Source organism: Streptomyces sp. 2A115, assembly GCF_052245575.1.
Classification (GTDB): domain Bacteria; phylum Actinomycetota; class Actinomycetes; order Streptomycetales; family Streptomycetaceae; genus Streptomyces.
The window spans coordinates 1-25,191 of sequence record NZ_JBQQCG010000026.1 but is presented as its reverse complement, the minus strand read 5'-3'; the positions used below and the strand labels follow the sequence as shown (position 1 = coordinate 25,191).

18 protein-coding genes and 2 pseudogenes are annotated in these 25,191 nt (G+C 70.4%); 10 read left to right on the top strand and 10 right to left on the bottom strand.

What is annotated here, in order from left to right:
- Window positions 1–63 precede the first annotated feature (63 nt).
- Together ACTWQR_RS23160 and ACTWQR_RS23155 are read left to right on the top strand one after the other, a co-directional pair.
- Window positions 64–1,905 (top strand): S9 family peptidase, encoded by a 1,842-nt coding sequence (locus ACTWQR_RS23160; RefSeq protein ID WP_443229048.1) that lies wholly within the window; start codon window positions 64–66, stop codon window positions 1,903–1,905.
- A gap of 188 nt (window positions 1,906–2,093) precedes the next feature.
- On the top strand, window positions 2,094–2,951 hold the full coding sequence (locus ACTWQR_RS23155; RefSeq protein WP_443229047.1) for an SURF1 family protein: 858 nt from the start codon (window positions 2,094–2,096) through the stop codon (window positions 2,949–2,951).
- A 165-nt stretch (window positions 2,952–3,116) separates the two neighbouring features.
- Here the strand turns inward: ACTWQR_RS23155 and ACTWQR_RS23150 are convergent, their stop codons facing one another.
- From ACTWQR_RS23150 to ACTWQR_RS23135, 4 genes are all read right to left on the bottom strand, one after another.
- Window positions 3,117–4,271, bottom strand: a complete 1,155-nt coding sequence (locus tag ACTWQR_RS23150) for a hypothetical protein (protein ID WP_443229046.1) — start codon at window positions 4,269–4,271, stop codon at window positions 3,117–3,119.
- Window positions 4,272–4,339: 68 nt separating this feature from the next.
- Complete coding sequence (locus ACTWQR_RS23145; protein WP_443229116.1) at window positions 4,340–4,915, bottom strand: SigE family RNA polymerase sigma factor; 576 nt, start codon at window positions 4,913–4,915, stop codon at window positions 4,340–4,342.
- Window positions 4,916–5,349: 434 nt separating this feature from the next.
- Complete coding sequence (locus ACTWQR_RS23140) at window positions 5,350–6,444, bottom strand: aspartate-semialdehyde dehydrogenase (protein ID WP_443229045.1); 1,095 nt, start codon at window positions 6,442–6,444, stop codon at window positions 5,350–5,352.
- Between the two features lie 25 nt (window positions 6,445–6,469).
- Entirely contained in the window at window positions 6,470–7,744 is a 1,275-nt protein-coding gene (locus tag ACTWQR_RS23135; protein WP_443229044.1) for an aspartate kinase, read from the bottom strand.
- 306 nt (window positions 7,745–8,050) lie between these two features.
- Between ACTWQR_RS23135 and ACTWQR_RS23130 the strand changes: the two are divergent.
- Window positions 8,051–8,734 (top strand): annotated as a pseudogene (locus tag ACTWQR_RS23130) (response regulator transcription factor); the annotation flags it as partial.
- Between the two features lie 128 nt (window positions 8,735–8,862).
- On the top strand, window positions 8,863–10,245 hold the full coding sequence (locus ACTWQR_RS23125) for a sensor histidine kinase (RefSeq protein WP_443229043.1): 1,383 nt from the start codon (window positions 8,863–8,865) through the stop codon (window positions 10,243–10,245).
- On the opposite strand, the gene ACTWQR_RS23120 is transcribed toward ACTWQR_RS23125, so the two are convergent.
- The 3 genes from ACTWQR_RS23120 to ACTWQR_RS23110 all read right to left on the bottom strand — a co-directional run bounded on the left by ACTWQR_RS23120 (window position 10,208) and on the right by ACTWQR_RS23110 (window position 13,055).
- Window positions 10,208–10,729, bottom strand: coding sequence for an SgcJ/EcaC family oxidoreductase (locus ACTWQR_RS23120; protein ID WP_443229042.1), 522 nt, complete (start codon window positions 10,727–10,729; stop codon window positions 10,208–10,210). The genes ACTWQR_RS23125 and ACTWQR_RS23120 overlap by 38 nt on opposite strands.
- Window positions 10,730–11,097: 368 nt before the next feature.
- The gene (locus tag ACTWQR_RS23115) at window positions 11,098–11,778 is read right to left on the bottom strand and encodes a response regulator (RefSeq protein WP_443229041.1); all 681 of its coding nucleotides are present in this window, start codon (window positions 11,776–11,778) and stop codon (window positions 11,098–11,100) included.
- The gene (locus ACTWQR_RS23110) at window positions 11,775–13,055 is read right to left on the bottom strand and encodes a sensor histidine kinase (RefSeq protein ID WP_443229040.1); all 1,281 of its coding nucleotides are present in this window, start codon (window positions 13,053–13,055) and stop codon (window positions 11,775–11,777) included. The genes ACTWQR_RS23115 and ACTWQR_RS23110 overlap by 4 nt, the downstream gene beginning before the upstream one ends.
- A gap of 212 nt (window positions 13,056–13,267) precedes the next feature.
- Here ACTWQR_RS23110 and ACTWQR_RS23105 point away from each other — a divergent pair, with 212 nt between their 5' ends.
- The 5 genes from ACTWQR_RS23105 (at window position 13,268) to ACTWQR_RS23085 (ending at window position 22,258) form a co-directional block, all read left to right on the top strand.
- Window positions 13,268–13,960: an ABC transporter ATP-binding protein gene (locus tag ACTWQR_RS23105; RefSeq protein WP_443229039.1), complete on the top strand. Its 693-nt coding sequence runs from the start codon at window positions 13,268–13,270 to the stop codon at window positions 13,958–13,960.
- Complete coding sequence (locus tag ACTWQR_RS23100; RefSeq protein WP_443229038.1) at window positions 13,957–16,326, top strand: ABC transporter permease; 2,370 nt, start codon at window positions 13,957–13,959, stop codon at window positions 16,324–16,326. Before ACTWQR_RS23105 ends, ACTWQR_RS23100 begins: the two co-directional genes overlap by 4 nt.
- Window positions 16,327–16,792: 466 nt before the next feature.
- Entirely contained in the window at window positions 16,793–20,374 is a 3,582-nt protein-coding gene (locus ACTWQR_RS23095; protein WP_443229037.1) for a BTAD domain-containing putative transcriptional regulator, read from the top strand.
- A gap of 1,045 nt (window positions 20,375–21,419) precedes the next feature.
- Window positions 21,420–21,935 (top strand): peptidoglycan-binding domain-containing protein, encoded by a 516-nt coding sequence (locus tag ACTWQR_RS23090; protein WP_443229036.1) that lies wholly within the window; start codon window positions 21,420–21,422, stop codon window positions 21,933–21,935.
- Window positions 21,936–22,003: 68 nt separating this feature from the next.
- The gene (locus tag ACTWQR_RS23085; protein ID WP_443229035.1) at window positions 22,004–22,258 is read left to right on the top strand and encodes a TetR/AcrR family transcriptional regulator; all 255 of its coding nucleotides are present in this window, start codon (window positions 22,004–22,006) and stop codon (window positions 22,256–22,258) included.
- Between the two features lie 33 nt (window positions 22,259–22,291).
- Here the strand turns inward: ACTWQR_RS23085 and ACTWQR_RS23080 are convergent, their stop codons facing one another.
- The 3 genes and pseudogenes from ACTWQR_RS23080 to ACTWQR_RS23070 form a co-directional block, all read right to left on the bottom strand.
- Entirely contained in the window at window positions 22,292–22,951 is a 660-nt protein-coding gene (locus ACTWQR_RS23080) for a DUF5063 domain-containing protein (RefSeq protein ID WP_443229034.1), read from the bottom strand.
- Between the two features lie 80 nt (window positions 22,952–23,031).
- Window positions 23,032–23,697, bottom strand: a pseudogene (gene recR / locus ACTWQR_RS23075) (recombination mediator RecR).
- A gap of 119 nt (window positions 23,698–23,816) precedes the next feature.
- Window positions 23,817–24,161: a YbaB/EbfC family nucleoid-associated protein gene (locus ACTWQR_RS23070; RefSeq protein WP_099504834.1), complete on the bottom strand. Its 345-nt coding sequence runs from the start codon at window positions 24,159–24,161 to the stop codon at window positions 23,817–23,819.
- A gap of 340 nt (window positions 24,162–24,501) precedes the next feature.
- Between ACTWQR_RS23070 and ACTWQR_RS23065 the strand changes: the two genes are divergently transcribed.
- Window positions 24,502–25,191 (top strand): SLATT domain-containing protein (locus tag ACTWQR_RS23065; protein WP_443229033.1); only part of this gene is annotated, 690 nt, incomplete at its 3' end.

Genomic DNA, 25,191 nt, shown 5'->3' with positions numbered 1-25,191 from the left:
AAGTTGTCCACAGGCTGAGGGCCCTGCCAGCGGAGTGCCACCTGATGCGGGCAGTATGGGGCCATGACTGAGAGCAACGGGGCCACCCCGCACGAGGCGACCATGCCGGACTGGGAGAAGCGCTTCCGGGCGCCGCGGGTGTCCTTGCCGGACTGGGCGGAGGACGCACCGCACCGTTCCCTGTTCGTGTCGAACGCGACAGGGACGTACGAGTTGTACGCGTGGGACCGAGTGACGGGCGACCGGCGCCAGGCCACGGACCGGCCCAACGGGACGACGGACGGCGTGCTGTCGCCCGACGGCGAGTGGATCTGGTGGTTCGACGACAAGGACGGCGACGAGTTCGGGATCTGGAGACGACAGCCGTTCGCCGGGGCGGACGGTACGGGCGGCACGTCCGTTCCCGACGAGCCCGCGGCTCCCGGTCTCGACCCCTCCTATCCCGCCGGGCTGGCGCTCGGCCGGGACGGACGGACGGCGATCGTGGGCCGGTCCACCGACGAGGACGGCTCGACGATCTACGTCAGCCGGACCGGCGAGGACCCCGTCGAGATCTACCGGCACCGGGAGTCGGCCGGCGTCGGCGACCTCTCGCACGACGGTTCGCTGATCGCGATCGAGCACACCGAGCACGGCGACGCGATGCACTCGGCGCTGCGGGTGCTGCGGATGGACGGTTCGGCGGTCGCCGAGCTGGACGACACCAAGGACGGCACGGTCGAGCTGGGCCTGGAGGTGCTGGGCTTCGCCCCGGTGGACGGGGACACCCGGCTGCTCGTCGGGCACCAGCGGCAGGGGCGCTGGGAGCCGATGGTGTGGGACGTCGTGTCCGGCGAGGAGACCGACCTGGCGCTGACCTCGCAGCTGGAGGGCGACCTGAGCGCCGAGTGGTATCCGGACGGTTCCGCGCTGCTCGTCGTGAACAGCTTCGAGGCGCGCAGCGAGCTGTGGCGGTTCGACCTGGCGACGCGCCGCCTCGAGCACGTCCCGACGCCGAAGGGGTCGGTGTCGGGAGCGACGGCCCGCCCGGACGGCAGCGTGGAGTACCTGTGGTCGTCGGCGGCCGAGCCCCCGGTGGTCCGCTCGACGTCCGGCCAGGTCGTCCTGGACGCGCCCGGCATGAAGGCACCGGCGTCGGTGCCCGTCGAGGACGTGTGGGTGACCGGTCCCGGCGGCCGCATCCACGCCCTGGTCCAGCGACCGACGGGAGTCACGGGTCCCCTTCCCGCCGTCTTCGACATCCATGGCGGCCCGACCTGGCACGACAGCGACTCGTTCGGGGCGGGCCCGGCGGCCTGGGTGGACCACGGGTACATGGTGATCCGGGTCAACTACCGGGGCTCCACCGGATACGGGCGGGAGTGGACGGACGCCCTCAAGCACCGGGTCGGCCTGATCGAGCTGGAGGACATCGCGGCCGTACGGGAGTGGGCGGTCTCGTCGGGGCTCGCCGATCCCGACCGGCTGATCCTCACCGGCGGTTCCTGGGGCGGGTATCTCACGCTCCTCGGTCTGGGTACGCAGCCGGAGGAATGGGCGCTGGGCATCGCCGCGGTGCCGGTCGCGGACTACGTGACGGCGTACCACGACGAGATGGAGGCCCTGAAGGCGATGGACCGCACGCTGCTCGGCGGCACACCGGAGGAGGTCCCGGAGCGCTTCGAGGCGTCGTCCCCGCTGACGTACGTCGACGCGGTGAAGGTGCCGGTCTACATCTCCGCCGGGGTCAACGACCCGCGCTGCCCCATCCGCCAGGTCGACAACTACGTGACCCGGCTGGCCGCGCGTGACGCCGTCCACGAGGTGTACCGCTATGACGCGGGGCACGGTTCCCTGGTCGTGGACGAGCGGATCAAGCAGGTCCGGCTGGAGCTGGACTTCGCGGAGCGACACCTGGGCCGGTAGCGGACCGGCACGGCCCCGAGGCGGGGCTTGCGGGACCGGGCTCGACGACGGACGGATCCCGTCGGCGACTCGGGACGCGACCCCGTCGGCGACTCGGGACGCGACCGCGCCGGCGACTCGCGTTCCCTCGGCCGAGAACAGGCACCCCCTCGGCCGAGCTCCCCGCAACGCCCCGTACCTTGGAGTTTGTGTACCGGTTCCTGCTGACGCCCCGCTGGTGGGGGATCAACGTCTTCGTGCTGTTGGCCATCCCCGTCTGTGTCTTCATGGGGTCGTGGCAGTTGGGGCGGTTCGAGGATCGGGTCCAGAACCAGCGCGACGCCGACAAACAGGCCACGGCGGCCAAGACGGAGGCGGCCCGGCCACTCGCCGAGCTGCTGCCCGTGGACCAGGAGACGTCGGGCAAGCAGGCCACGGTGACGGGCCGGTACGGGAAGCAGTTGCTCGTGCCGGACCGGGAGCTCGACGACAAGCGCGGGTTCTACGTGCTGACGCTGCTGCGTACCGACGAGGGCAAGGCCCTGCCGGTGGTCCGCGGCTGGCTCCCCGGTGACGCGGACTCCGCGAAGGCCCCGGCCGCTCCGGCCGGCGAGGTCACCGTGACCGGCGCGCTCCAGTCTTCGGAGACCCCGGGGTCGAACGGTGTGAGCGCGGCCGGTGGTCTCCCCGCCGGCCAGACCGGCGCGATCAGCTCGGCGTCGCTGGTGAACCTCGTGCCGTACGACCTGTACGACGCCTGGGTCACCCTTGCCGAGGCCGACGCCGGGATGAAGGCGGTGCCCGCGACGGCGCCGTCGAACACGGGCCTCGACCTGAAGGCGTTCCAGAACCTGGGCTACGCCGGCGAGTGGTTCGTCTTCGCGGGCTTCGTGGTCTTCATGTGGTTCCGGCTGGTGCGGCGCGAGGTGGAGTTCGCGCGGGACGCGGAACTCGGGCTCACGGAAGACGCGTCCACGGACGAAAATGACGCCGACGGCGACGACAGCGAGGCCGACGGCAGCCGGGTCCGTACCGATGACGACACCGCGGCGAAGGCGTCCACCTGATCTGTCCCACGGCCTGACCCACCAACGGCCTGATCTGTCGCACAGCCTGACCCACCCACGGCCTGACCTCTCCCAGAGCCTGATCCGCGACAACCGGGCCGGGTGTCAGGCTCCGGCCAAGCCCAGACCCCAGGTCTTCAGACCTCAAGCCCCGGCCCCAGGCACTCAGGCCCCCGCCAGCGCCCCAGTCATGTAGACCGTCCCCGCGCAAGCGTTGGACACGGTCGTCGACGTCGTCGGTGCGCCGCCCTCCGCCGTGTAGGACACCACGACGCTTCCGTCGGCGACCCCGTCCCGCTTCATGAGCTGGGTGGTCTCGCCGCCGGTGCCCTTGGTGCCCTCCGAGGACGTACCGCCGCTGTCCCCGCCGGTGTCGTCCGAGGGCGTCGGGTCGGTCGAGGGTTCCCCGCCGCTACCGCCGTCGGCGCTGCCGCCACCGCCGCTGGTCGGGCAGGTCTCCGACGGCACCCAGGCGAACTCCACCTTGTAGGCGGCGCCCGGCTGCAACACCAGCGAGGAAGCGTAGGTGGACGGGTCGGGCAGGGAGGCCGCCGCGTCACCCGCAGCGTGGAGGGACGTGCCGAGCTTGGCCTGGTCCGCGGCGCCCTGGGCGGTCACGGACACGGAGCCGCCGCCGGTGACCGTACAGCTGGCGGTGGAGACGTTGGCGACGCTGAACGAGCCGTAGACCGCGCCGCCGGCGTCCGGCGAACCGGCGCTTCCGCTGACGCTGCCGAGCTGCGTGGACGTACAGGCGGGCGCGCTCGCGATCGTGGGCGTGGGCTCCGAGCCGGTGGTTCCGCTGCTCGTCTCCTTACCCTGGCCCTTGTCGTCCTTCTTGTCGCCCTTGTCCTTGCCCTTGGACTTGTCCGCGGAGCTGCCGGAGCTACTGCCCGCGGTGGCCTCGCCCCCGTCCTCGCTCTTCTCGCCCGGGGTCTGCGAGCTGTGGCCCACGACGGACGGGTCGGCGTCGGAGCCGGAGGAGTGGGAGACGGCCACGAGGGCCGGGACCGCCGTGCCGATGAAGAGCGCGGCGGCCGCCATGCCGACGACGGCCTGGCGCTTGCGCGCCCGCCGGGCCGGTACCGCGCGCCGCAGATGCTCCAGCGTGCCGTCGGTCGGTTCGATCTCCTCCACGGCCTGGTGCATCAGCCTGCGCAGCGCCAGTTCGTCGGATCCGAGCGCGTCCAGGTCGGACTCCTCGGTGCCGAGCCCGACCGAGCTGAGCCCGCCGGAGCGCACCGGCTCCCGGCCGGTGGCTTCCTTGTCCGAGAAACCCGACGCTCCGGGGCCCGAGTTCTCCGAGGGGCCGTGATTCACAGTTTCGTTCCCAGCGTGCTGCTCTTGCTCATCGTTGTTGTCGCGATTCTCGCGGTCGTCATACCCACTCATGCCGACGCCCCCATGGCGACGCGCAGCGCCGCTATGCCGCGCGAGCCGTACGCCTTCACCGACCCCAGCGAGATGCCGAGCGTCTCGGCGACCTGTGCCTCAGTCATGTCCGCGAAGTATCGCAGGACGAGGACCTCGCGCTGACGTCTCTGGAGCCCCTTCATCGCCTTGATCAGGGCGTCGCGCTCCAGCTGGTCGTACGCCCCCTCCTCCGCGCTCGCCATGTCGGGCATCGGCTTGGAGAGGAGCTTCAGACCGAGGATGCGTCGACGCAGGGCCGAGCGCGACAGGTTCACCACCGTCTGACGCAGATACGCGAGCGTCTTCTCCGGGTCGCGCACGCGCTTGCGCGCCGAGTGCACCCGGATGAAGGCCTCCTGGACGACGTCCTCGCAGGACGCGGTGTCGTCGAGAAGGAGCGCCGCGAGATGCAGGAGCGACCGGTAGTGGGCGCGGTAGGTCTCGGTGAGATGGTCGACGGTCGTGCCGGCCGCCAGGGCGTCGTCAGTGCCCTCGCGCTGGTTCGGTAGGCGGGTGGGCCGCGCTGCGGGCATGGGCGCGATCACCGGCATGCCGCCGCCGGACGCGCCGGACGTGCGGGATCGGCGGGGCGGACGCAGGGCCGTGCCGCGCGTCGCGGTGAATTCGAGTACCTCAGCCACGCCAGTTGGACACGTTGCCCCCCGTTGGGGTTGTACGCGACAGGCATCGCATTTGCGTCAGGCTGCGCACCGCGGTCGACGCGACCGTCTGACAGTGCGTCAAATGCCCTCATGCATACCAGCTCTTCCCTTATGCCCCAATGAAACGTGGCGCCCGGACACCCCCTTGAGGGCGTCCGCAAAGACGCTCCCCGCCCTCCGCGCGGTTGCGGAGAGCGGGGAGCAAAAATCCTCGAACGCCAGAGACCCTCGATTCAAGTGGTCCGGACCAACGTTCGAACCACGAAACTCACACAGATCCTACAAACGTTTCAAGTCGAGGCCAGAAAATCTACTGTTACCGCTCACACAGCGCCCAACTCCGCCGCCACCAGCTCCGCGATCTGCGCCGTGTTCAGCGCGGCGCCCTTGCGCAGGTTGTCCCCGCACACGAAGAGTTCGAGGGCCGTCGGATCGTCGAGCGCCCGCCGTACTCGACCCACCCACGTGGGATCCGTCCCCACCACGTCGACCGGCGTGGGGAACTCCCCCGCCTCCGGGTTGTCGAAGAGCACGACCCCGGGCGCCGTGGCGAGGATCTCCCGCGCCCGGTCCACCGTCACCTCGCCCTCGAAGCGGGCGTGGACGGTCAGCGAGTGCGTGGTGAGCACGGGGACGCGTACGCAGGTGACGGCGACGGGCAGCCCCGGCAGCCCGAGCACCTTGCGGGACTCGTCCCGCACCTTCATCTCCTCCGAGGACCACCCGTCCTCCATCGGCGTCCCGGCCCACGGCACCACGTTGAGCGCCACCGGCTCCGGGAACGGCCCGGTGTTGTCCCCCACCGCGCGCCGTACGTCACCGGGGGTGGTCCCCAGTTCCGTACCGGCCACGAGTGACATCTGCTGCCGCAACGTGTCGATGCCCCGGCGCCCGGCCCCGCTCACCGCCTGGTACGAGGACACCACCAGCTCGCGCAGTCCGAACTCGGCGTGCAGCGCGCCCAGGGCCACGATCATGGAGAGGGTCGTGCAGTTGGGGTTGGCGATGATGCCGCGCGGCCGGACGCGGGCTGCGTGCGGATTGACCTCGGGCACCACCAGCGGCACCTCGGGGTCCATCCGGAAGGCGCCCGAGTTGTCGACGACGACGGCCCCCTTGGAGGCCGCGAGCGGCGCCCACCGCTCGGACACTTCGTCGGGTACGTCGAACATGGCGACGTCGACCCCGTCGAAGGCCTCCTCCGTCAGGGTCACCACCTCGACCTCCTCGCCGCGCACGGCCAGCTTGCGGCCGGCCGAGCGCGGCGAGGCGATCAGGCGGATCTCGCCCCAGATGTCCGCGTGCTGGGACAGGATCTGGAGCATGACCGTGCCGACGGCCCCGGTCGCTCCCACGACCGCGAGCGTCGGTCCTGCGGATCCGGGTCGCACGGTCCCGGATCCCGCGGTTTTGGCCATCAGTGCCCGGTGCCTCCGTAGCCGGTCATCGCCCGGTGCCTCCGTAGACGACGGCCTCGTCGCTGTCGGAGTCGAGCCCGAAGGCGGTGTGCACGGCGCGCACGGCCTCGTTGACGTCGTCCTGGCGGGTCACGACGGAGATGCGGATCTCGGAGGTCGAGATCAGCTCGATGTTGACGCCCGCGTCGGACAGCGCCTGGAAGAAGGAGGCGGTGACTCCCGGGTTGGTCTTCATTCCGGCGCCGACCAGGGAGATCTTGCCGATCTGGTCGTCGTAGCGCAGCGAGTCGAAGCCGATCGCGTCCTTCGCCTTCTTCAGGGCGTCGATGGCCTTGTGGCCCTCGGCCTTGGGGAGGGTGAAGGAGATGTCGGTGAGGCCCGTGGAGGCCGCCGACACGTTCTGCACGATCATGTCGATGTTGATCTCGGCGTCCGCGATGGCGCGGAAGATCACCGCGGCCTCACCCGGCTTGTCCGGGACACCGACGACCGTGATCTTCGCTTCGGAGACGTCGTGGGCGACTCCGGAGATGATGGCGTGCTCCACCTGAGTGTCCCCTTGCGGATTCTCGTTGCTGACCCAGGTGCCCGGCAGTCCGGAGAAGGACGAGCGGACGTGGATCGGGATGTTGTAACGGCGTGCGTACTCGACGCAGCGGTGCAGCAGCACCTTGGAACCGGAGGCGGCGAGCTCCAGCATGTCCTCGGAAGAGATCCAGTCGATCTTCCGGGCCTTCTTCACCACGCGCGGGTCGGCGGTGAACACACCGTCGACGTCCGTGTAGATCTCACAGACCTCGGCGTCGAGGGCGGCGGCCAGCGCGACGGCCGTGGTGTCGGACCCACCGCGCCCCAGCGTGGTGATGTCCTTCTTGTCCTGGGAGACACCCTGGAATCCGGCGACGATCGCGATGTTGCCCTCGTCCAGCGCCGTCCTGATCCGGCCCGGTGTGACATCGATGATCCGCGCTTTGTTGTGGACCGAGTCGGTGATGACACCCGCCTGACTGCCGGTGAACGACTGGGCTTCGTGCCCCAGGTTTTTGATCGCCATCGCCAGCAGGGCCATGGAGATCCGCTCTCCGGCGGTCAGCAGCATGTCGAACTCGCGCCCGGCAGGAATCGGCGATACCTGCTCGGCGAGATCGATCAACTCATCCGTCGTGTCACCCATCGCCGACACCACGACAACGACCTGGTGGCCGTTCTTCTTGGCGTCGACGATTCGCTTGGCGACACGCTTGATGCCCTCGGCATCGGCTACGGAGGAGCCTCCGTACTTCTGCACGACAAGGCCCACGTGCGCTCCTCGCTCAGTCCGTCTCGTACCGCACGACTGCGGTCGGCTCAGTCTAACGAGCGGCCGAATTCCACCCCGGGGATATCGCATCGTGAGATGTCCCGCTCACGACGTGATCACCCCGGTCATCCGGCTTCCGGCGCCGGTAATGGAAACCGTCCGGCCATCGGGACCGTCCGGCCATCCGGCCGCTCCAGGACCGCACCTGCCCTGCTCAACCCCGGCCCACTCGCAAAGTGCGGCGCGTCACACGGGCACCCGTCCCAGCCCCCGGAGCCTTAAATTTCAAGCACTAAGGTTCCGCTTGTGCGCGTACTCCTGGTGGAAGACGACGAGCCGGTCGCCCAGTCGCTCCGGCGCGGGCTGCAGCGATACGGCTTCGAGGTGGCGTGGGTCGGCACGGGCGGTGCCGCCCTGGCCCACGAGGATCCGTACGACGTCGTACTCCTCGATCTCGGCCTGCCCGACACCGACGGACTCGACGTCTGCAAGGCGCTGCGGGAGCGCGGAGACGTACCGATCATCGTGATCAGCGCGCGCAGCGACGAGACGGACCGCGTGGTCGGCCTGGAGCTCGGCGCCGACGACTACGTGTCCAAGCCCTTCGGTGTGCGTGAGGTCATCGCGCGGATAAGAGCGGTGATGCGGCGCGTCCAGCCGCGTACGGCGGCGGAGAGCGCCCCGGACCAGTACGGATCCCGGCTGACCGTCGACCGCAAGGCGGCCCGCGTCCGGCTGGACGGCACCGAGGTGGCCCTCACGCCCAAGGAGTACGACCTGCTGGCCTTCCTCACCGAGGAGCCGGGCGCGCTGATGTCGCGCGAGCAGATCATGGAAGCGGTCTGGGACGCGAACTGGTTCGGCCCGACGAAGACGCTGGACGTCCACGTCGCGGCGCTGCGACGCAAGCTGGCGGGCGCCGTCACGATCGAGGCGGTACGGGGGGTCGGGTTCCGCCTGGAGATCACGCGGGAGCAACCGTCCGGGACACCCGACGCCTCCGGGACACTCGAAGCCTCCGGGACTTCCGACGCGTCCCGGACTTCTGACGGCTCCAGGACTTCTGACAGCTCCAGGGCTTCTGACGGACCCGGGACTTCCGGAGCTGATGGTCCGTCATGATTCGTCAGCTGATTGTCAGTTACGTACTCCTGGTGGCCGTGGCGCTGACGGCCTTCACCGTGCCGGTGGCGTTCACGCTGACCGCCCAGCTGCGCGGGGACACCGAGGAGTCCGTACGGCGGGAAGCCACCACGATGGCGCTGCTGCTGGCGGACGGCGAACCGTCGTCGCGGCAGGCGCTGGTGCAGATGGCGTCGGCGTACGCGGTGGAGACGCCCGGAACCGTGCAGGTCGCGCTGTCCGACGGGACGCGGGTCGGCACACTCCCCCTCGCTCCCCGCGACAGCGCCGTGACAGAAGCCCTGCGCGACGGCGGCCGCTCGACGGTCGACTGGGGCTCGTCCTTCGTCTGGGGCCGCCACCTCGTGATCACGGTCCCCGCCAGGGCGACGGACGACAAGGACCGGACCGTGGGCGCGGTGCGCATCCGGTACGCGACCTCCGACCTGAGCGCGCGGCTGTGGAACATCTGGGGCTTCCGGGCGATCCTCGCGGTGAGCGTGCTGACCGTGGCCGCCCTCATCGGCGCCTACGTGGCCCGCCGCCTCACCCGCCCGCTGCGACAGCTCAACGACATGGCGACCCGTTTCAGCGACGGCGATCTGACGGCACGCTCACCGGTCACGGGCCCGCACGAAACCCAGCAACTGGCCCGCACGCTCAACTCGGCCGGCGAACGCCTCGACAGCCTGATCGCCTCCCAGCGGATCTTCGTGGCCGACGCCTCGCACCAACTGCGTACTCCGCTGACGGCGCTGCGGCTCTCCCTGGACAACATCGCGGACGGGACCGACGACGACTTCGTACGGGAGGACGTGGAGCAGGCCACCTCCGAAGTGGTCCGGATGAGCCGCCTGGTGAACGGCCTGCTGGTGCTCGCGCGCGCGGAGGCGAAGGTGTCCGCGGCCGAGCCGCTCCAACTGCTCGACGTGATCGAGGAACGCTTCTCCGTGTGGCGGCCGGCCGCCGACGAGCGCGGAGTGACCATCGCGCTGGAGGAGGAGGTCGAGGGCCGGCCGCTCGTGCTGGCCAGCCCGGGTCACCTGGACCAGGTGCTGGACAACGTGCTGTCGAACGCCCTGGAGGTGTCCCCGGACGGTGGCACGATCACCGTCCGGGTGTCGGCCCGTGCCGATCAGGTGGTGCTGTCCGTGCGGGATCAGGGCCCCGGTATGTCCGACCAGGAGAAGTCCCGCGCCTTCGACCGCTTCTGGCGCGGCCAGGGCCTGACGGGCCGGTCCGGCTCGGGGCTCGGCCTGGCCATCGTCAAGCAGTTGGTCACGGATGACGGCGGTGCGGTGGAACTACGGGACGCTCCGGGCGGGGGGCTGTGCGTCCGCTTCAGCTTGCGACGGGCAGCGCCGAGGAGTGGTGGTTGACGATCAGCCACTTGCCGCCGCGCTTCTCGTACTCGAAGGTGAAGCGCGCCTTGGCCGTGGTCTTCTCACCGGTGTCCGGGTTCGTCAGGTGGAAGTCGTACAGACCGGCGTCGATCGCCGAGTTGGAGTCGAGGACGTTGACGACCTGCTTGACCATCTCGCCCTTCGGCTTCTTCGCCAGGAAGTGCTCCATGTAGTCCACTATGCCCGCGCGGTCGGTACGGACCTCGGGCGAAAGGGTGGGCAGCAGCACCGCGTCGGGGGCGTAGAGGTCGGCGACCTTCTCGGGGTCTCTGGTCTGCAGAGCCGCGTTCCACTCGTCGAAGAGCCCGGCGATCTCCGCCTTGGTGGGCGCCGCGGCCTTGGACTTGGCGGGCTTGGCCTGCTTCACCGGCTCGGCCTGGCTGACACCGACGGTGACGGCTCCGGCGGCCACGAGGGCGGCGGCGACGATCGCGGCGCGGGTTCGTATGTGACGCTGCATGACAACTCCTGTGCTGGGGGGGCTGATTCGTTCCCTTGCGGCGGGAACGATCCCAACCCTCTCGTCACACTGGTAAAGGTCTGCCCAGCACAGATCCAGCACTCATCCAAGGTTCGTCCAATTCGCCAGGGCCCCCAGGTGGCGGGCTGGTTACGCAAGATCGAAGAGCAGGCGCCGACGGCCGGATCGCCGTCCGCGGCACACCCTTTTCGGGTCATAGAGGCCATGGAGATGAGGCGGAGATCACCGCACGAAATCGGCCACGGGGAAGGCAAAGTGTGCACTGGGCCCGACACGGAACGACAACACAGACATCGCACAGACAAAACACAGACAGGGGAACGGACAGTAACGGGACCGGCGCGGAGTCACGCACCGCCTCCCGGGGCGATCAGCCCCGTCTCGTACGCCATCACCACGGCCTGGACGCGGTCGCGGAGGTCCAGCTTCGACAGGATGCGGCCGATGTGCGTCTTGACCGTGGTCGGGCTGAGGACCAGGAGGTCGGCGAGCTCGGCGTTGCTGAGGCCCGTCGCGAGCAGGCGGAGCACCTCGAGTTCGCGCGGTGTCAGGCCGGACAGATCGCGGTGCGCGGTGGTGATCCGGGGCTCGTCGCGCCGCGCGAAGCGTTCGATCAGCCGACGGGTGATCGCCGGTGCCAGCAGGGCGTCGCCGGACCGCACCAGACGTACGGCGGTCACCAGGTACTCGGGGGTGACGTCCTTGAGCAGGAAGCCACTTGCTCCGGCGGAGAGCGCGGCGTAGACGTAGTGGTCGAGATCGTAGGTGGTCAGGATGATGACCCTGGTGCCGTCCGGGCCGCCGTCGGCGAGGATCCGCCGGGTCGCCTCGATGCCGTCCATCCGCGGCATCCGGATGTCCATGAGCACGATGTCGGGCCGGGTGCGGCGGACCGCGTCGACCGCCTGGACTCCGTCGGCCGCCTCGGCCGTCACCTCGATGCCGTCGGCGGCGAGGATCATCCCGAAGCCCGTGCGCACCAAGGCCTGGTCGTCGGCGATGACGGCGCGCAGGGGCGCTCCGCTCATGCCGTCCGCCGGGGGACTCGGGCCTTGATCCGGTAGCCGCCGGCAAGGGTGGGCCCGGCCGTCAGTTCGCCGCCGTAGACCGCCAGCCGCTCACGCAGTCCGATGAGGCCGCGGCCGTTGCCCTCCGCCGGCCGGGCGTCCCGCACACCACCGGTGTCGGTGACCTCGAGTTCGAGGCAGTCGTCGGCGTAGCCGATCGTGACGGAGGCGTCGGCGCCGGGCGCGTGCCTGATCGTGTTGGTCAGCGCCTCCTGGACGACCCGGTACGCCGCGAGGTCCACGCCGGGCGGCAGCGGGTCCGGTGGCAGCGACACCGCGACGTGCACCGGTGTCCCGGCGCCGCGCACCCGCTCGACCAGGGCGTCGAGCTGCCCGAGCCCGGGTTGGGGCGCGAGGCCGTCGGGGCGCTCGTGGTCCGGGCCCGCGAGCAGGCCCATCACATGGCGCAGTTCGGCCATGGCGGCCCGTCCGCCGGCCTCGACCGCGAGCAGGGCCGCCTTCGACCGCTCGGGCGCCGCGTCCATCACCTTGCGCGCCGCGCCCGCCTGAATCACCATCACGCTCACATTGTGGGTCACGACGTCGTGCAACTCGGCGGCGATCCGGGACCGTTCCTCCTCGATGGCCCGGCGCGTGGCCTCTTCCTGGGCCCGCTGCAGCTTCGCGTACCGGTCCCGGCTCGCCGTCAACTGCCGCTGCCAGAATCGGACCAGACTGGCCAGCACCCCGGCGATCAGCAGCACGACCGCCGGGCTCGACCAGCCCGGCAGGATGGGCTCCGTCCTGCGGAACGCGAGACCGGCCAGCACGGCGGCGACGACCAGTCCGGCCATCGCGCGCATCCGGTAGCGGCTGTGGACGACAGCGCTGTACGCGCCGATGACGCAGGTCACCACGTTCATCCAGGAGGCGTCGTCGACCATGACCAGCGTCGCGCCCAGCACCACCGCGAACGCGGCCAGCGGATACCGGCGCCGGGCCGCCAGCGGCAGCGCCGACAGCACGACGAGCGGCCAGACCGGCGACGAGGACTGCTCCTCCGGCACCGGGAGGCCCGGAGCGGGCGGGGGCGGGGGCGGAAAGGGAGCGTCGCGCGTGATCTGAACCGGCCCGCTGTCGGGATAACGCGCCGCCACGATCAGCGCGATGACGGTCAGCACGACCGCCAGCACCACGTCGACGCGCACCGCCCCGCGCGACAGCGGGGCGGGCCTCGCCTCCGGCCGTAGCGCGTCGCGCAGTTGCTGCCGCCATCCTCGCCGGTCCTCCGTGTCCACCGGCTCATTGTGTGACCCGCCCGCCGCGGCCCGCATCAGCCTGCGCGCCCAGGATCTTGTCCGGGAGGAGTACGTCGCAGGGATGACCCCGCGGCCGGATCCTCCGGGGGAAGGGCCGGACGTCGGTGCCGCGGCCGACGCGCCCGGCGCGCGGCCGCCCCTACGTTCTGGAACCGGCAGAGGCCCTCTCGAGCGTAAGGACGGACACTCCAATGACTCAGGTGATCCAACTGGAGGGCGTGGCCAAGCGGTACGACAGCGCCGGCGCGCCCGCGCTCGGACCGCTCACGCTCACCGTCGAACAGGGCGAGGCGCTCGCCGTGACGGGCCCTTCCGGCAGCGGCAAGTCCACGCTGCTGAACCTCGTCGCCGGACTGGACAAGCCGACCGAAGGGGCCGTGACCGTGGCCGGGCGGCGGATCGACCAGCTGACCGAGCACGCGCTGGCCCGGTTCCGCCGCGAGCGGATCGGCATGGTCTTCCAGTTCTTCAATCTGCTCGACGACCTCACCGTCGCCGACAACATCCAGCTCCCCGCCCAGCTGACGGGCACCCCGCGGCGCAAGGCCGCGGCCCGCGCCGGTGAGCTCATGGAGGTGCTCGGCATCACCAAGCACGCCCGCGCCTACCCGGGCCGGCTGTCCGGCGGTGAACGCCAGCGGGTCGCGGTGGCCCGCGCGCTGGTCAACCGGCCCGCGCTGCTGCTCGCCGACGAGCCGACCGGCGCGCTCGACACCGCGTCGGGCCATGACGTACGGGAACTGCTGGTGGATCTGCACCGCGGCGGGCAGACCATCGTGCTGGTCACACACGACCTGGCGCTGGCGGAGTCGTGCGCGAGCCGCACGATTCATCTGGTCGACGGTCACCTCGCCCTCGACACGCGTGCGGCGGCCGTCCGATGAGCCGCTGGGGCTCGGGTGCGCTCGGCCGGGTCGTACGCTCCGGGGTGGGCCGGCGACGGGTGCAGACGATCGTGATCGCCATCGCCACGATGATGGCCGTGGCCTCGGCCGTGGTCGCCGGGTCGCTCATGGTCGCCGCGAACGCGCCCTTCGACCACGCCTTCGCGAAGCAGCACGGAGCGCACATCACAGCGCAGTTCGATCCGGCCGAAGTGAGTACGGCGGACATCGAGGCGACCGGGCGGCTGGCCGGCGTCACCGCGAGCGCGGGGCCGTACCCGTCCACGACCGTCCACCCGGTGGATGCGAACGGCGGGCACCTGCCCGGACTTGCCCTGGTCGGGCGGTCCGGTCCGCACGGCGACGTGGACGACCTGGACCTCAAGTCCGGCCGGTGGGCGGCGAAGCCGGGCGAGGTCGTGCTCTCCGCGTCGTTCGAGGGACCCTTCCTCAAGGCCGGCTCCACCCTGAGGACTTCGGACGCGGCGGACAGCCAGACCCTGACGGTCGTCGGCTTCGCCATGTCGGCCGCCAGGACCGCCGATGCCTGGGCGACCCCCGGGCAGGTCAGGGCACTGGGGTCGAAGGACAGCCCGGTCACGAGTCAGATGCTCTACCGCTTCGACTCCGCCTCGACGAAGGGGCAGATCGCCGCCGACCGGAAGAAGCTCGCCGCCGCCGTGCCGTCGGGAGCGCTGCTGGGCGCCGAATCCTGGCTGGACGCCAAGCGCGCCGCCGATCAGGGCGCGGCGCCGACGATCCCGTTCCTGATCGCGTTCGGCGTGCTCGGCATCGTGATGTCGGTGATCATCGTCGGCAGTGTGATCAGCGGCGCGGTCGGCACCAGCCTGCGCAGGATCGGCATCCTCAAGGCCATCGGCTTCACACCGCGTGAGGTCGTACGCGCCTATGTGGCCCAGGCGCTGATCCCGGCCGGCGCCGGCATCGCACTGGGGGTCGTACTGGGAAATGTCCTGGCCATGCCGCTGCTGGCGGACACCGAGTCGGTGTACGGCACCGCCTCGCTCTCCGTGGCCTGGTGGGTGGACGTCGTGGTGGCGGCCGGCGCGCTGCTCGTCGTCGGGATCGCGGCGCTGGTGCCCGCGCTGCGGGCCGGACGGCTGCGTACGGCCGAGGCCATCGCGGTCGGCCGGGCGCCGCGCACGGGGCGCGGCCAGTGGGCACACCGCGCGGCGGGGCGGCTGCCGCTGCCACGGGCGGTGACCTACGGCCTCGCAAGCCCCTTCGCCCACCCGGTCCGGGCGCTCGCGATGCTGCTCGCGGTGGCCTTCGGCACCGTCGCGGCGACTTTCGCGATGGGGCTGACCTTGTCCCTGACCGCGATCGGCCACGCGCAGGAGCCCGAGGAGCGCGCCGAGGTCACCGCCATCAACGGCGCACCGACCGGCAACGGCGGGCCTCGCCCCGCCGAAGGGGTCGACGAACTCCCCTCCGCCGACCCGGCACGGGTCCGCGCCGCCATCGAGGCACAGGCGGACACCGCCTCGTACTACGGCCTGTCCTACAAGGAGGTCACCGTGGCCGGGATCTCCGGTTCGGTCCGGGCCGGCCTCTACCAGGGCGATTCACGTTCCGGCAGCTACGAGATGATCTCCGGGCACTGGATCGGCGGTGCGGGACAGATGGTCGTGCCGACGGGTTTCCTGGAGAGGACCGGCACCAGGATCGGCGACAAGGTGCGGGTGACCCTCCAGAACGACACACAGACCCTGCGGATCGTCGGCGAGGCCTTCGACACCTCGGACGACGGCATGCGGATCCACGCGGACCTCGACAGCTTCCCCGCGGCCGAGCCCGACACCTTCGCCATCGACGTGAAGCCGGGCGTCTCCCCCGCCGACTATGCCGGGAAACTCGCCGCCGCGGTGCGGCCCCTGGGCGGCGACGTCATGATCAAATCCCCCTCGGAGCAGGAGAACATGATCCTCGTCCTGGAGGCGATGGCGGTCCTGCTCACCCTCATGCTGGTCTCCGTAGCGGGCCTCGGCGTACTCAACTCCGTCGTCCTCGACACCCGGGAACGCGTCCACGACATGGGCGTCTGCAAGGCACTCGGCATGTCACCGCGCCAGACGGTGAGCCTCGTGCTCGCCTCGGTGGCCGGGATCGGCGTGCTCGGCGGACTGATCGGCGTGCCGGCCGGGTTCGCGCTGCACGGCTTCGTGCTGCCGGTGATGGGGCACGCGGCGGGCACCAATCTGCCGCCGTCGGTCCTCGATGTGTTCGACGCTCCGCGCCTGGTGCTGCTGGGGCTGGCCGGGATCGCGATCGCCGTGCTGGGCGCACTGCTCCCGGCCGGCTGGGCGGCCGGGACCCGCACGGCCACGGCGCTGCGCACCGAGTGACCGGCGGCTGAACCGCCGGTCAGGTCGGCCCGCCAGGTCTCCCCCTCCCCGGCCACCGGCTCCGCGTCTGCGGCGTCCACTTCGACGCGGTCCGCATCCAGGGCGTACGCGGGGGAACAGGCCGCCGCGGATCTCATCGAGGCGGCGGACGGTGACGCGGAGTCCGTCGGCCGCGAGGCGGTCGGCTTCCGGTGGATGTACTTCCTGTTGGCACCGGGCGCACCGGTCCGGCGCGGGGCGAGCGTTCCTCCTGCCGACACCGCCGAGCGACCTGCCCCCGTCGCCGAAGCCCTTGGCTCGTTCCGTGCCCGTGGGCGCCGGCCTGCTCGGCCGCTCGGCGGTGTATGCGTCGATGGTGGCGTCCCGCCCTGGCGACAACCTTGTCGAAACCTTGTCCACCCCGCATGCGACTGCTGTTATGGACCCGCACCCAAGGTGGTGGAGCGGACGGATCAGACGGGTTGGCATGACGGATTTTCGACTGCTGGGCCCGTTGGAGCTACGCGTGGCCGGCCGAGCCATGGAGCCCGGCCCGCCGCAGCGTCGGGCCGTACTCGCCTTCCTGCTGGCAGAGGCCGGCCGGCCGGTCCCGGTCGACACGCTGATCGACCGGCTGTGGGGTGAGCGCCCGCCTGCCGGGGCCCGCGCCTCGCTCTATTCGCACATCGCCCGGATCCGGAGGCTCCTGGAGGCGACACCGGGCACCCCGGTTCCCGAGTACAGCGACCTCACCACACCACCGCGCGTCCTGCGCCGCGCCGACGGATATCTGCTCGACGTGGCCCCGGACCAAGTGGACCTGCACCGCTTCCGGCGTCTGGTCGAGCAGGCCCACGGATCTGCCCGCACGCAGGGGGAACGCGCGCTGCTGCTGCGTCAGGCATGTGCGTTGTGGCGGGGAGAACCCTTGGTCGGACTGCCCGGGCCCGGGGTGGTCCGGGCCCGGGAAAGCTGGAAGCAGGAGTACGTCGCCGCGCTGGTTGCCTGGGCCGACTGCGAGCTGGAAGCGGGCAACCATGCGGCGGTGGTCGGTCGGCTGCCTGATCTGGTCGCCGAGCACCCGCTGGTTGAGCCGCTCGCCGCAGCGTTGATGAGGGCGCTGCACATCGGCGGACGCGGTCCGGAAGCCCTTGCCTGTTTCGGGGCCTTACGGGAGCGGCTGGCCGAGGAACTCGGTACCGACCCGGGACCCGAGGTGCGGCGGCTGCATCAGACGATTCTGCGTGGCGAGGACACCGCCCCCGGCCGGGCCGACCGCGGCGAGAGTCCGGGAGGCACCCGCCGCCCGGCGGTGGCCACCGTCGGGACGCATCCCGCAGCGGTCAGCCGTCTGAGCGGCCGACTGGTGGGACGTGCCGAAGAGATGGCGATGTTCGACGGCGTCCTCGAGGACGTGGCCACGGGTGGGCCCGGCACCCAGGCGCACGTGGTGGAGCTCGCCGGTGAACCGGGTATCGGCAAGACGCGCCTGCTCGCCGAGCTGGGCGAGCGGGCGAGGCAGCATGGGCTGCTTGTGCTGGCCGGGCGCAGCGTGCAGTTCGACCAGGCTCCGTACGGTGCCTTCGTGGACGCGCTGGACGACCACCTCGCTTCCGCGGTCCCGGGCGGCAACCCTGTGGACGCGTTGCCGAAGGCGGCCGTGCGCCAACTCGGTGCTGTCTTTCCCGCACTGTGGGACGACCGCCTGGCGGCGGGGCCGGTGCGGGCCGAGCGGTACTGGCTCCACCGGGCAGTGCGGTCGTTACTGGAAGCCATGGCCGGTGGTGGACCGGAAGCCATGGGCGGTGGTGGCCGGGGGCTTGTACTCAGCCTGGACGATCTGCACTGGGCGGACGACGCGACCGCTGAGTTGATCGACCACCTGATACGGCATCCGCCGGCACGGGTGCTGCTCGCGCTTGCCCACCGTCCTCGGCAGATTCCGCCTCGTCTGTCGGCGGCCTTGGCCCGGGCCGGGGCGGACAGCCGGTTGTCCCGGGTGAGACTGGGTCCGCTGTCGTCCACCGACGCGGTACAGCTGTTCCCGAGCGACATGGGCCCAGGGCGCTGGCGGCAGCTGTACGAGGTCAGCGGCGGCAATCCGTTCTACCTGGAAGCGCTGACCCGGATGCCCTCCGAGCAGCTCGCGGCGGCCGTCCCGTTGGATCCGGCAGCCTCCGTGCGAGACGTGCCCCGACCAGTGCGGGACTCGCTCCTGGCGGAGCTGGAGGGCCTGTCGGATCCGGCGCGGCTCTCCGCACGGGTGGCCGCGGTTCTCGGCGACTCCTTCACGGCCACGATGGTCGCGGCCGTCGCCGGGGCCGATCAAGCGCGCACTCTGACAGCCCTCGACGAACTCGCCGCACACGACATGGTGCGGCCGGTGGGAGCCCCGGGCCAGTTCAGGTTCCGCCATCCGCTCGTGCGTGCCGCCGTGTACGAAGGGGCGGGCGCCGGCTGGCTGATCAGCGCGCATGGCCGCGCCGCGGAGTGCCTGGCGGCGCGCGGAGCCTCGTCGGCCGCCCAGGCCTCGCACGTACAGCGATCGGCACATCCGGGTGACGAGAAGGCGGCGGATCTGCTGGCGCGGGCTGCCCGCGACGTGCTGACCATCGCTCCGGCCACCGCCGCGCATTGGACAGGGGAAGCCCTCCGGCTGCTGGGTGACGACGGCCGCCTGAGGCCGGAACTGTGGTTCCAGAAGGCCGGCGCGCTCGGCGCGGCCGGACGGCTGCGAGAAAGCCGTGACCAGCTGCGTGCCACGGCCTCGCTGCTGCCTGCGCAGGCGGGGAACATGCGGGTCCGGGTCGTCGTCGCACAAGCCACGATGGAGTGGATGCTCGGCGGGTACCAGCAGGCAATGCGTTTGCTGCTACGCGAGTTGGAGGACCGGGACGGCCGGTCGGAGCACGACATCGCGGAGCTGGAGATGGCGCTCGCCGCCATCGCACAGCGCACGGATGAGTTCTCCACAGCGGTCCGCTGGAGCGAACAGGCACTTGTTTCGGCACAGAGAGCGGGCGACCCGCCACGGCTCGCCCTGGCCCGAGGGCTGCTGGCGCTTGCGTACGCTTCGACCGGCGAACACGCCCGCTCCCGCGCCCACCTCGGCCAACTGCTCGAGACGCTCGGCGGAGCGCAGAGTGAGCGGCCGGAGTACATCGACGCCCTTTCTGTGATCGGCTGGACGGAACTGCTGCAGGGCCGCTACGACTCGGCGCTGCAACATCTCGGCCAGGGACTCGAGTTGTCCCGCCGTACTGGCAACAGCCTGTTGCTCAGCGACCTGTTCGCCGCCTCCGCGCACGCCCACCTGCTCCTCGGACGCCTGGACGACGCGAGCAGATGCGCTGAGGAGGCGCTGGAAGTCGCGTCGGTGGTCGGCAGCGAAGAGGCGTCCTCGTTCGCCTCCGCCGTGCTCGCCGCGACTCGCCTGTGGCAAGGCGACTACGCCACGGCCAATTCCATCTTCGAGAAGCTGGCGGCCTCCGTGAACACGGCCGATGATCCCGGGCCCTCACAGGTCAGGTCGATCGCGCTCGGGATTCTCGGTCAGTCCATGCTCTTCAACGGTGACCCGGACGGCTGCGTCCGCATGGTCACCCGCGCAGGCGGTGGCCCCGACCTGCTCAGGTTCGAGGCTTCGATGCGCGCTCTGTGGTTCGGGCTGCTGACCAGCGCGGAGCTGGCCAGGGGTGATCTCGCCGCCGCCGGCTCGTGGGCGGACCGGGCGGCGGCCTCGGCCAGTCCTGACGGACCACACCACCAGCGGGCCTTCATCGCGCTCTCCAGCGCCGAGCTCCACCTCGCCCGGCAGGACACCGCGATTGTCGCGGCGCGGTTCGCGCAGGAGGCCGCTGAGGTGTTCAGCACCTGCCGTATGCCGCTCTACGAAGCAATCGCCCGCATCAAGGCCGGCATCGCCCTGGCCGCGTCGCCCGATCGCAGGACCGATGCCCTGGCCCAACTCGAACAGGCGCAAGCCCTGTCCGGGACGCGCGGTGCCCACGGCCTGTCCGTATTGGCCGAAGCGGAGTACCGCCGCATCGCCGACTCGCCCATACCCTGACCGACCGGAATGGCCTGAGCGGGCGCGTCTTCACTCCGGGCCCGGTCGATCAGCGTCTCCACCGTCACCCAGCGGCCCGCGTTACCGACAACACCGCCGAGACCGTGCGTTGTTCTGCAGGACCCAGATCCACCGAGCGGTCCGCGCCCCGTAACTCCACCGGCCCCTGCGGCGGAAACTCCACCATGCCTCCCCGGCGCTGCTCCGCATGGCCTGCCTCTCGGGTGCGCCTCCGCCACACCGGGCCCTCAACCACCCGCTGACCAGCCAAGCAAGGTTATCGCAAGGTTATCGCCACATCCCTGCCCCACGGTGTGACCAACAGCCCGTGACGCCGGGGGGAGTGACGGGCGCACGGGCTGTGCACCGAACTCACCGCGGACACCGAACTCACCGCGGACGGCCCGGTCGTCCACGCATGACCACGCATGACCTCATCAATTAGGAGGCGGAGGAATCAATGGCGCGATTGAGGCACAACATCACTCGGGGATTTCTGGCAGCGGGGGCAGCGACAAGCCTCGCCCTCTTCACTGCCACCGCGGCGCAGGCGCACGCTGGGTCGGTTGACCTGAGCCGTGGCAGCTGTGGGTACACGGGATACAGCGAGCACCACTACGCGTACTCCCAGAAGCTCTCAGGCTCCTGCTCCGGCCATGCCTGGCTGCGGGTGACGATGAAGCCCACCGCCGGTGGCAGCGCTCGCACGAGTAGTTGGATCCACGACGCTCGAAAAGCTGACGCTTCAACCCCCAGCGGATACACGTTCACGAAGACAGAGCACAAGAGCTGCGAAACCTGCGGCGTGAAGACGATCACTCATTGAGCGACCCCCGGATTCGTATCCGGGGCCCACTCATTGAGCGAGCCCCGGATACGAATCCGGTCGGCACGGATCCATGACAAGCCGCCGCCGGCAGTCCCAGTGCCACCAGGGCGACTACGGCGCCGTGCCCCGCCGCCCCGGCCGCGCCGCAACACCGAAAACCACGACATGCGACCTCGACGGCTCGGTGACGACTGCCGTCGTATGAAAGGACACAAGTTGCGACCTTCCAAGCGCCTCACCCTCGCTCTCACCGCCGCGGCCATCGCCTGCGGCGGAGTCCTGACGGCGCCGACGGCCGGCGCGTCGGTCTCCAGCGGCGTCATCGGTGGCGCCGACTGGGGCAACACCGGTGTGAGGAACGACTGGGGCGACGAGGGGCCCCTGGATTACAACTCCAACAACAACACCCGGGCGGTGGCGCTGTGGCAGTTGGTCCTCCGGGCCGAAGGCTTCTACACCGGACCCATCGACTGCGACTTCGGCAGCGGCACCATCGCGGCCACCAGGGCCTACCAGAATTGGTACGGCCTGGGCGACGACGGCAGCGCGGGGCCCATCACGATGGGCAAGGCGGACAACTCCCTCGTCGACCTCGGCAACAACCGGGACATCAGGTACGTCGGATGGGAGAACTCGGGGCAGGTCACCTTCCGGCGGATCGACGGGGTCTACCACATCTACCTCAATGGCGCTTGGAGAAGCGCTTCCTACACCTCGTCCGCCGGCTGCTGACCTGGTACGTCTGACCTGGCACGTCTGACCTGGCACGTCGGGCATGACAGGCACCTTGCGGGGGGCTGGTGAGGCACGCCGACCTGCAAGGTGCGCTGCGCCGCTCAGAGGGAAACGGCGAATCCGTTGAACGTCGTGTCGGGCGTTGCACTCAGGACGGCGACGAACGCCTGCTGAGGGCGGAACTCCTGGTCGCGCTGGGTGTCGGGGTCGCCGTCGTACGATCCGCCGTTGGCCTGCAGCCCTTGAGCGACGCGACACCCGACGACCTGATCGGCCCGCTCCGCGACGTCGTCGACATCCTGCTCCCGCCTCCGGACTGATCAGTCCCCACAACAACGTACGGAAAAACCCCGCTACTTGACCGTCCGCAACCCCAACGGCTCCGCGATCTCCTCGGCCATCACCTTGCCGGCCTCCTCCGCGAGGGCGTCCTCGCTGAGGTCCTGGTCGGTGTCGAGGCCGTCCAGTTCCTCCAGGGGCTGGTTCAGGCGGACATGGGCGACCAGCGACTGCAAGGCCCGCAGCGTCGCCGACGCCGTGGAGCCCCAGTTGGAGAAGTACGAGAACTGCCACCACCACAGGGCCTCGGTGGTGCGGCCCGCGCGATAGTGGGCCATGCCGTGGCGGAGGTCCGTGATGACATCGGCCAGGTCGTCCGAGATACGGGCGGGCACCCGGGCCTTGCGGGGCTCGTAGGGGTCGAAGACCTCCGAGTAGACGTCGATCGGCTCCAGCATGGTCGCCAGGCGTTCGCGGAGATCGTCGACGTCCGGCTCGGGGCCCAGGTCGGGCTCGTAGCGCTCGTCCGGGACGATGTCCTCGTGCGCGCCCAGCCGGCCGCCGGCCAGCATGAGCTGGGAGACCTCCAGGAGGAGGAAGGGGACGGCCGAGTCCGGCTCGTCACCCTTGGCCACCTCGGTGACCGCGACGACGAAGCTCTCGACCTGGTCCGCGATCTGGACCGCGAAGTCGTCGGGGTCCTGGCTGGTCGCGTGCAGCGTGGCGTCAGACATCTAGAAGCCGACCTTCCTCATGAACTTCCTCAAGAACTTCGTCACGAACACGAAGTACGCCTGGTGCACCCAGTGCGCGTTCAGACATCCAACAGCCGCCTTCCCTCGAAGGCGCGGCCCAGGGTGACCTCGTCCGCGGGGCGTTCTCAGACATCGAGCAACCGCCTCCCCTCGAAGGCCCGGCCCAGAGTTACCTCATCGGCGTACTCCAGGTCACCGCCTACCGGCAGACCGCTGGCCAGGCGGGTCACTCTGAGGCCCATGGGCTTGATCATGCGGGCGAGGTACGTGGCTGTGGCCTCGCCCTCCAGGTTCGGGTCCGTGGCCAGGATGAGCTCCGTGACCGCGCCGTCGGCCAGCCTCGCCAACAGCTCCCTTATACGCAGGTCGTCCGGGCCCACACCCTCGATCGGGCTGATCGCGCCGCCCAGGACGTGGTACTTGCCCCGGAACTCACGCGTCCGCTCGATCGCGACCACGTCCTTCGGCTCCTCCACCACGCAGATGACGGAGAGGTCGCGGCGGGTGTCGCGGCAGATGTTGCACAGCTCTTCCTGAGCGACGTTGCCGCAGGTCGCGCAGAAGCGGACCTTCGCCTTGACCTCCATCAGGCACTGCGCGAGACGGCGCACGTCCGTCGGCTCCGCCTGGAGGATGTGGAAGGCGATCCGCTGCGCGCTCTTGGGACCGACGCCGGGGAGCCGCCCCAGTTCGTCGATGAGGTCCTGGACCACGCCTTCGTACAACGGATTGCCTTCCTGTTCCCACTCGCTCGCTTACTGGGTACGTACCGTAGTCGGGCTTGCCTTCTTGGTACGTACGGTAGTTGGCGCCCGGCCTTCTTAGAAGAGACTGCCGGGTTGACTTAGAACGGCAGGCCAGGGATGCCGCTGCCGCCGCCCAGGCCCTGGGCCAGCGGGCCGAGCTTCTGCTGCTGGAGGGTCTGGGCGTTCTCGTTGGCCGCCTGGACCGCCGCGACGATCAGGTCGGCCAGGGTCTCGGTGTCCTCCGGATCGACGGCCTTGGGATCGATGACCAGGGCACGCAGCTCGCCGGAGCCCGTCACCGTCGCCTTCACCAGGCCGCCGCCCGCCTGGCCGTCGACCTCCGTCCGCGCCAGCTCCTCCTGTGCGTTCGCGAGGTCCTGCTGCATCTTCTGGGCCTGCTGGAGCAGCTGCTGCATATTGGGCTGGCCACCACCGGGAATCACGATCAGCTCCTGGTTTCGTACGGCTGTGAGTACGACTGTGAGTACGGCTACGTCTACGACTTTGTGTACGGCTGTGTGTACGGCCGTGAATGGTGCTGGCCGTACGCCTGTCCGGCGGTGTTCCCGCCTTGGCACGAGCCTACGTGGTCTACGCAGCCGTCGCCCCAGCACTCTTTCGAGTGACACGACAGGTTGGCCTATACCTGATCAACGCCCACGTCCGAGCGGAAAACCTCCGAAACCAGGGCTATCGCCACCCATTGGGAGGTAGTAAAGGAGCGGCGCATGAGCACCTCGCGCCACATTGCCGTCACGCAACGTCATGAGTAGGGAGCGTCGGGTGAGCCAGCCGGACATGCAGCCCGAGGGGTCGGCCCAGGACGACGACGGTCGGGGTGATGGTGCGGGGCAGGAGGGTGAGCCGCCTGACGACCTGATGGGGCGGGCGTTTCCGCTCGGGGACTGGGGGGAGCCCGCCGAGCGGCTTCATGAGCTGTACCGGTGGGTGGAGGCGGGGGCACTGGCCACGGCGTCCTGGTATCTCGCCGACCGGGTGTGGAAGCGGCGGGGGGCGCGGGCGTTGCGGTACGGCGCGGCCGTGGGTGGGGTTGCCGGAGGCGCGTTGCCGCTGCTCGATCTCGCCGGAGTGCTCGGCGGGGCCGCTACCTGGGGGTATCTGGCGTTGTTGCTCGGGGTCGCGTGTGTGGCGGGGGACCGTTTCTTCGGGGTCACGTCCGGGTGGATAAGGGATGTGGCCACCGCTCAGGCCGTGCAGCGGCGGTTGCAGGTGCTTCAGTTCGACTGGGCGTCGGAGTGTGTGCGGGAGGTTCTCGGGCCCACGGAAGGGACCGCCGGGGAGGCTGCCGAGCGGTGTCTCGGGGTGTTGCGGCGGTTCTCCGAGGACGTGACGGAGTTGGTGCGGGCGGAGACCGCGGACTGGATGGTCGAGTTTGGGAAGGGGTCCGCGCCGTTGGCCATTCAGGCCGGTGTGGCTGGGGGGTCCCGGGGGGATGCGGCTCCGGCGGGGCGG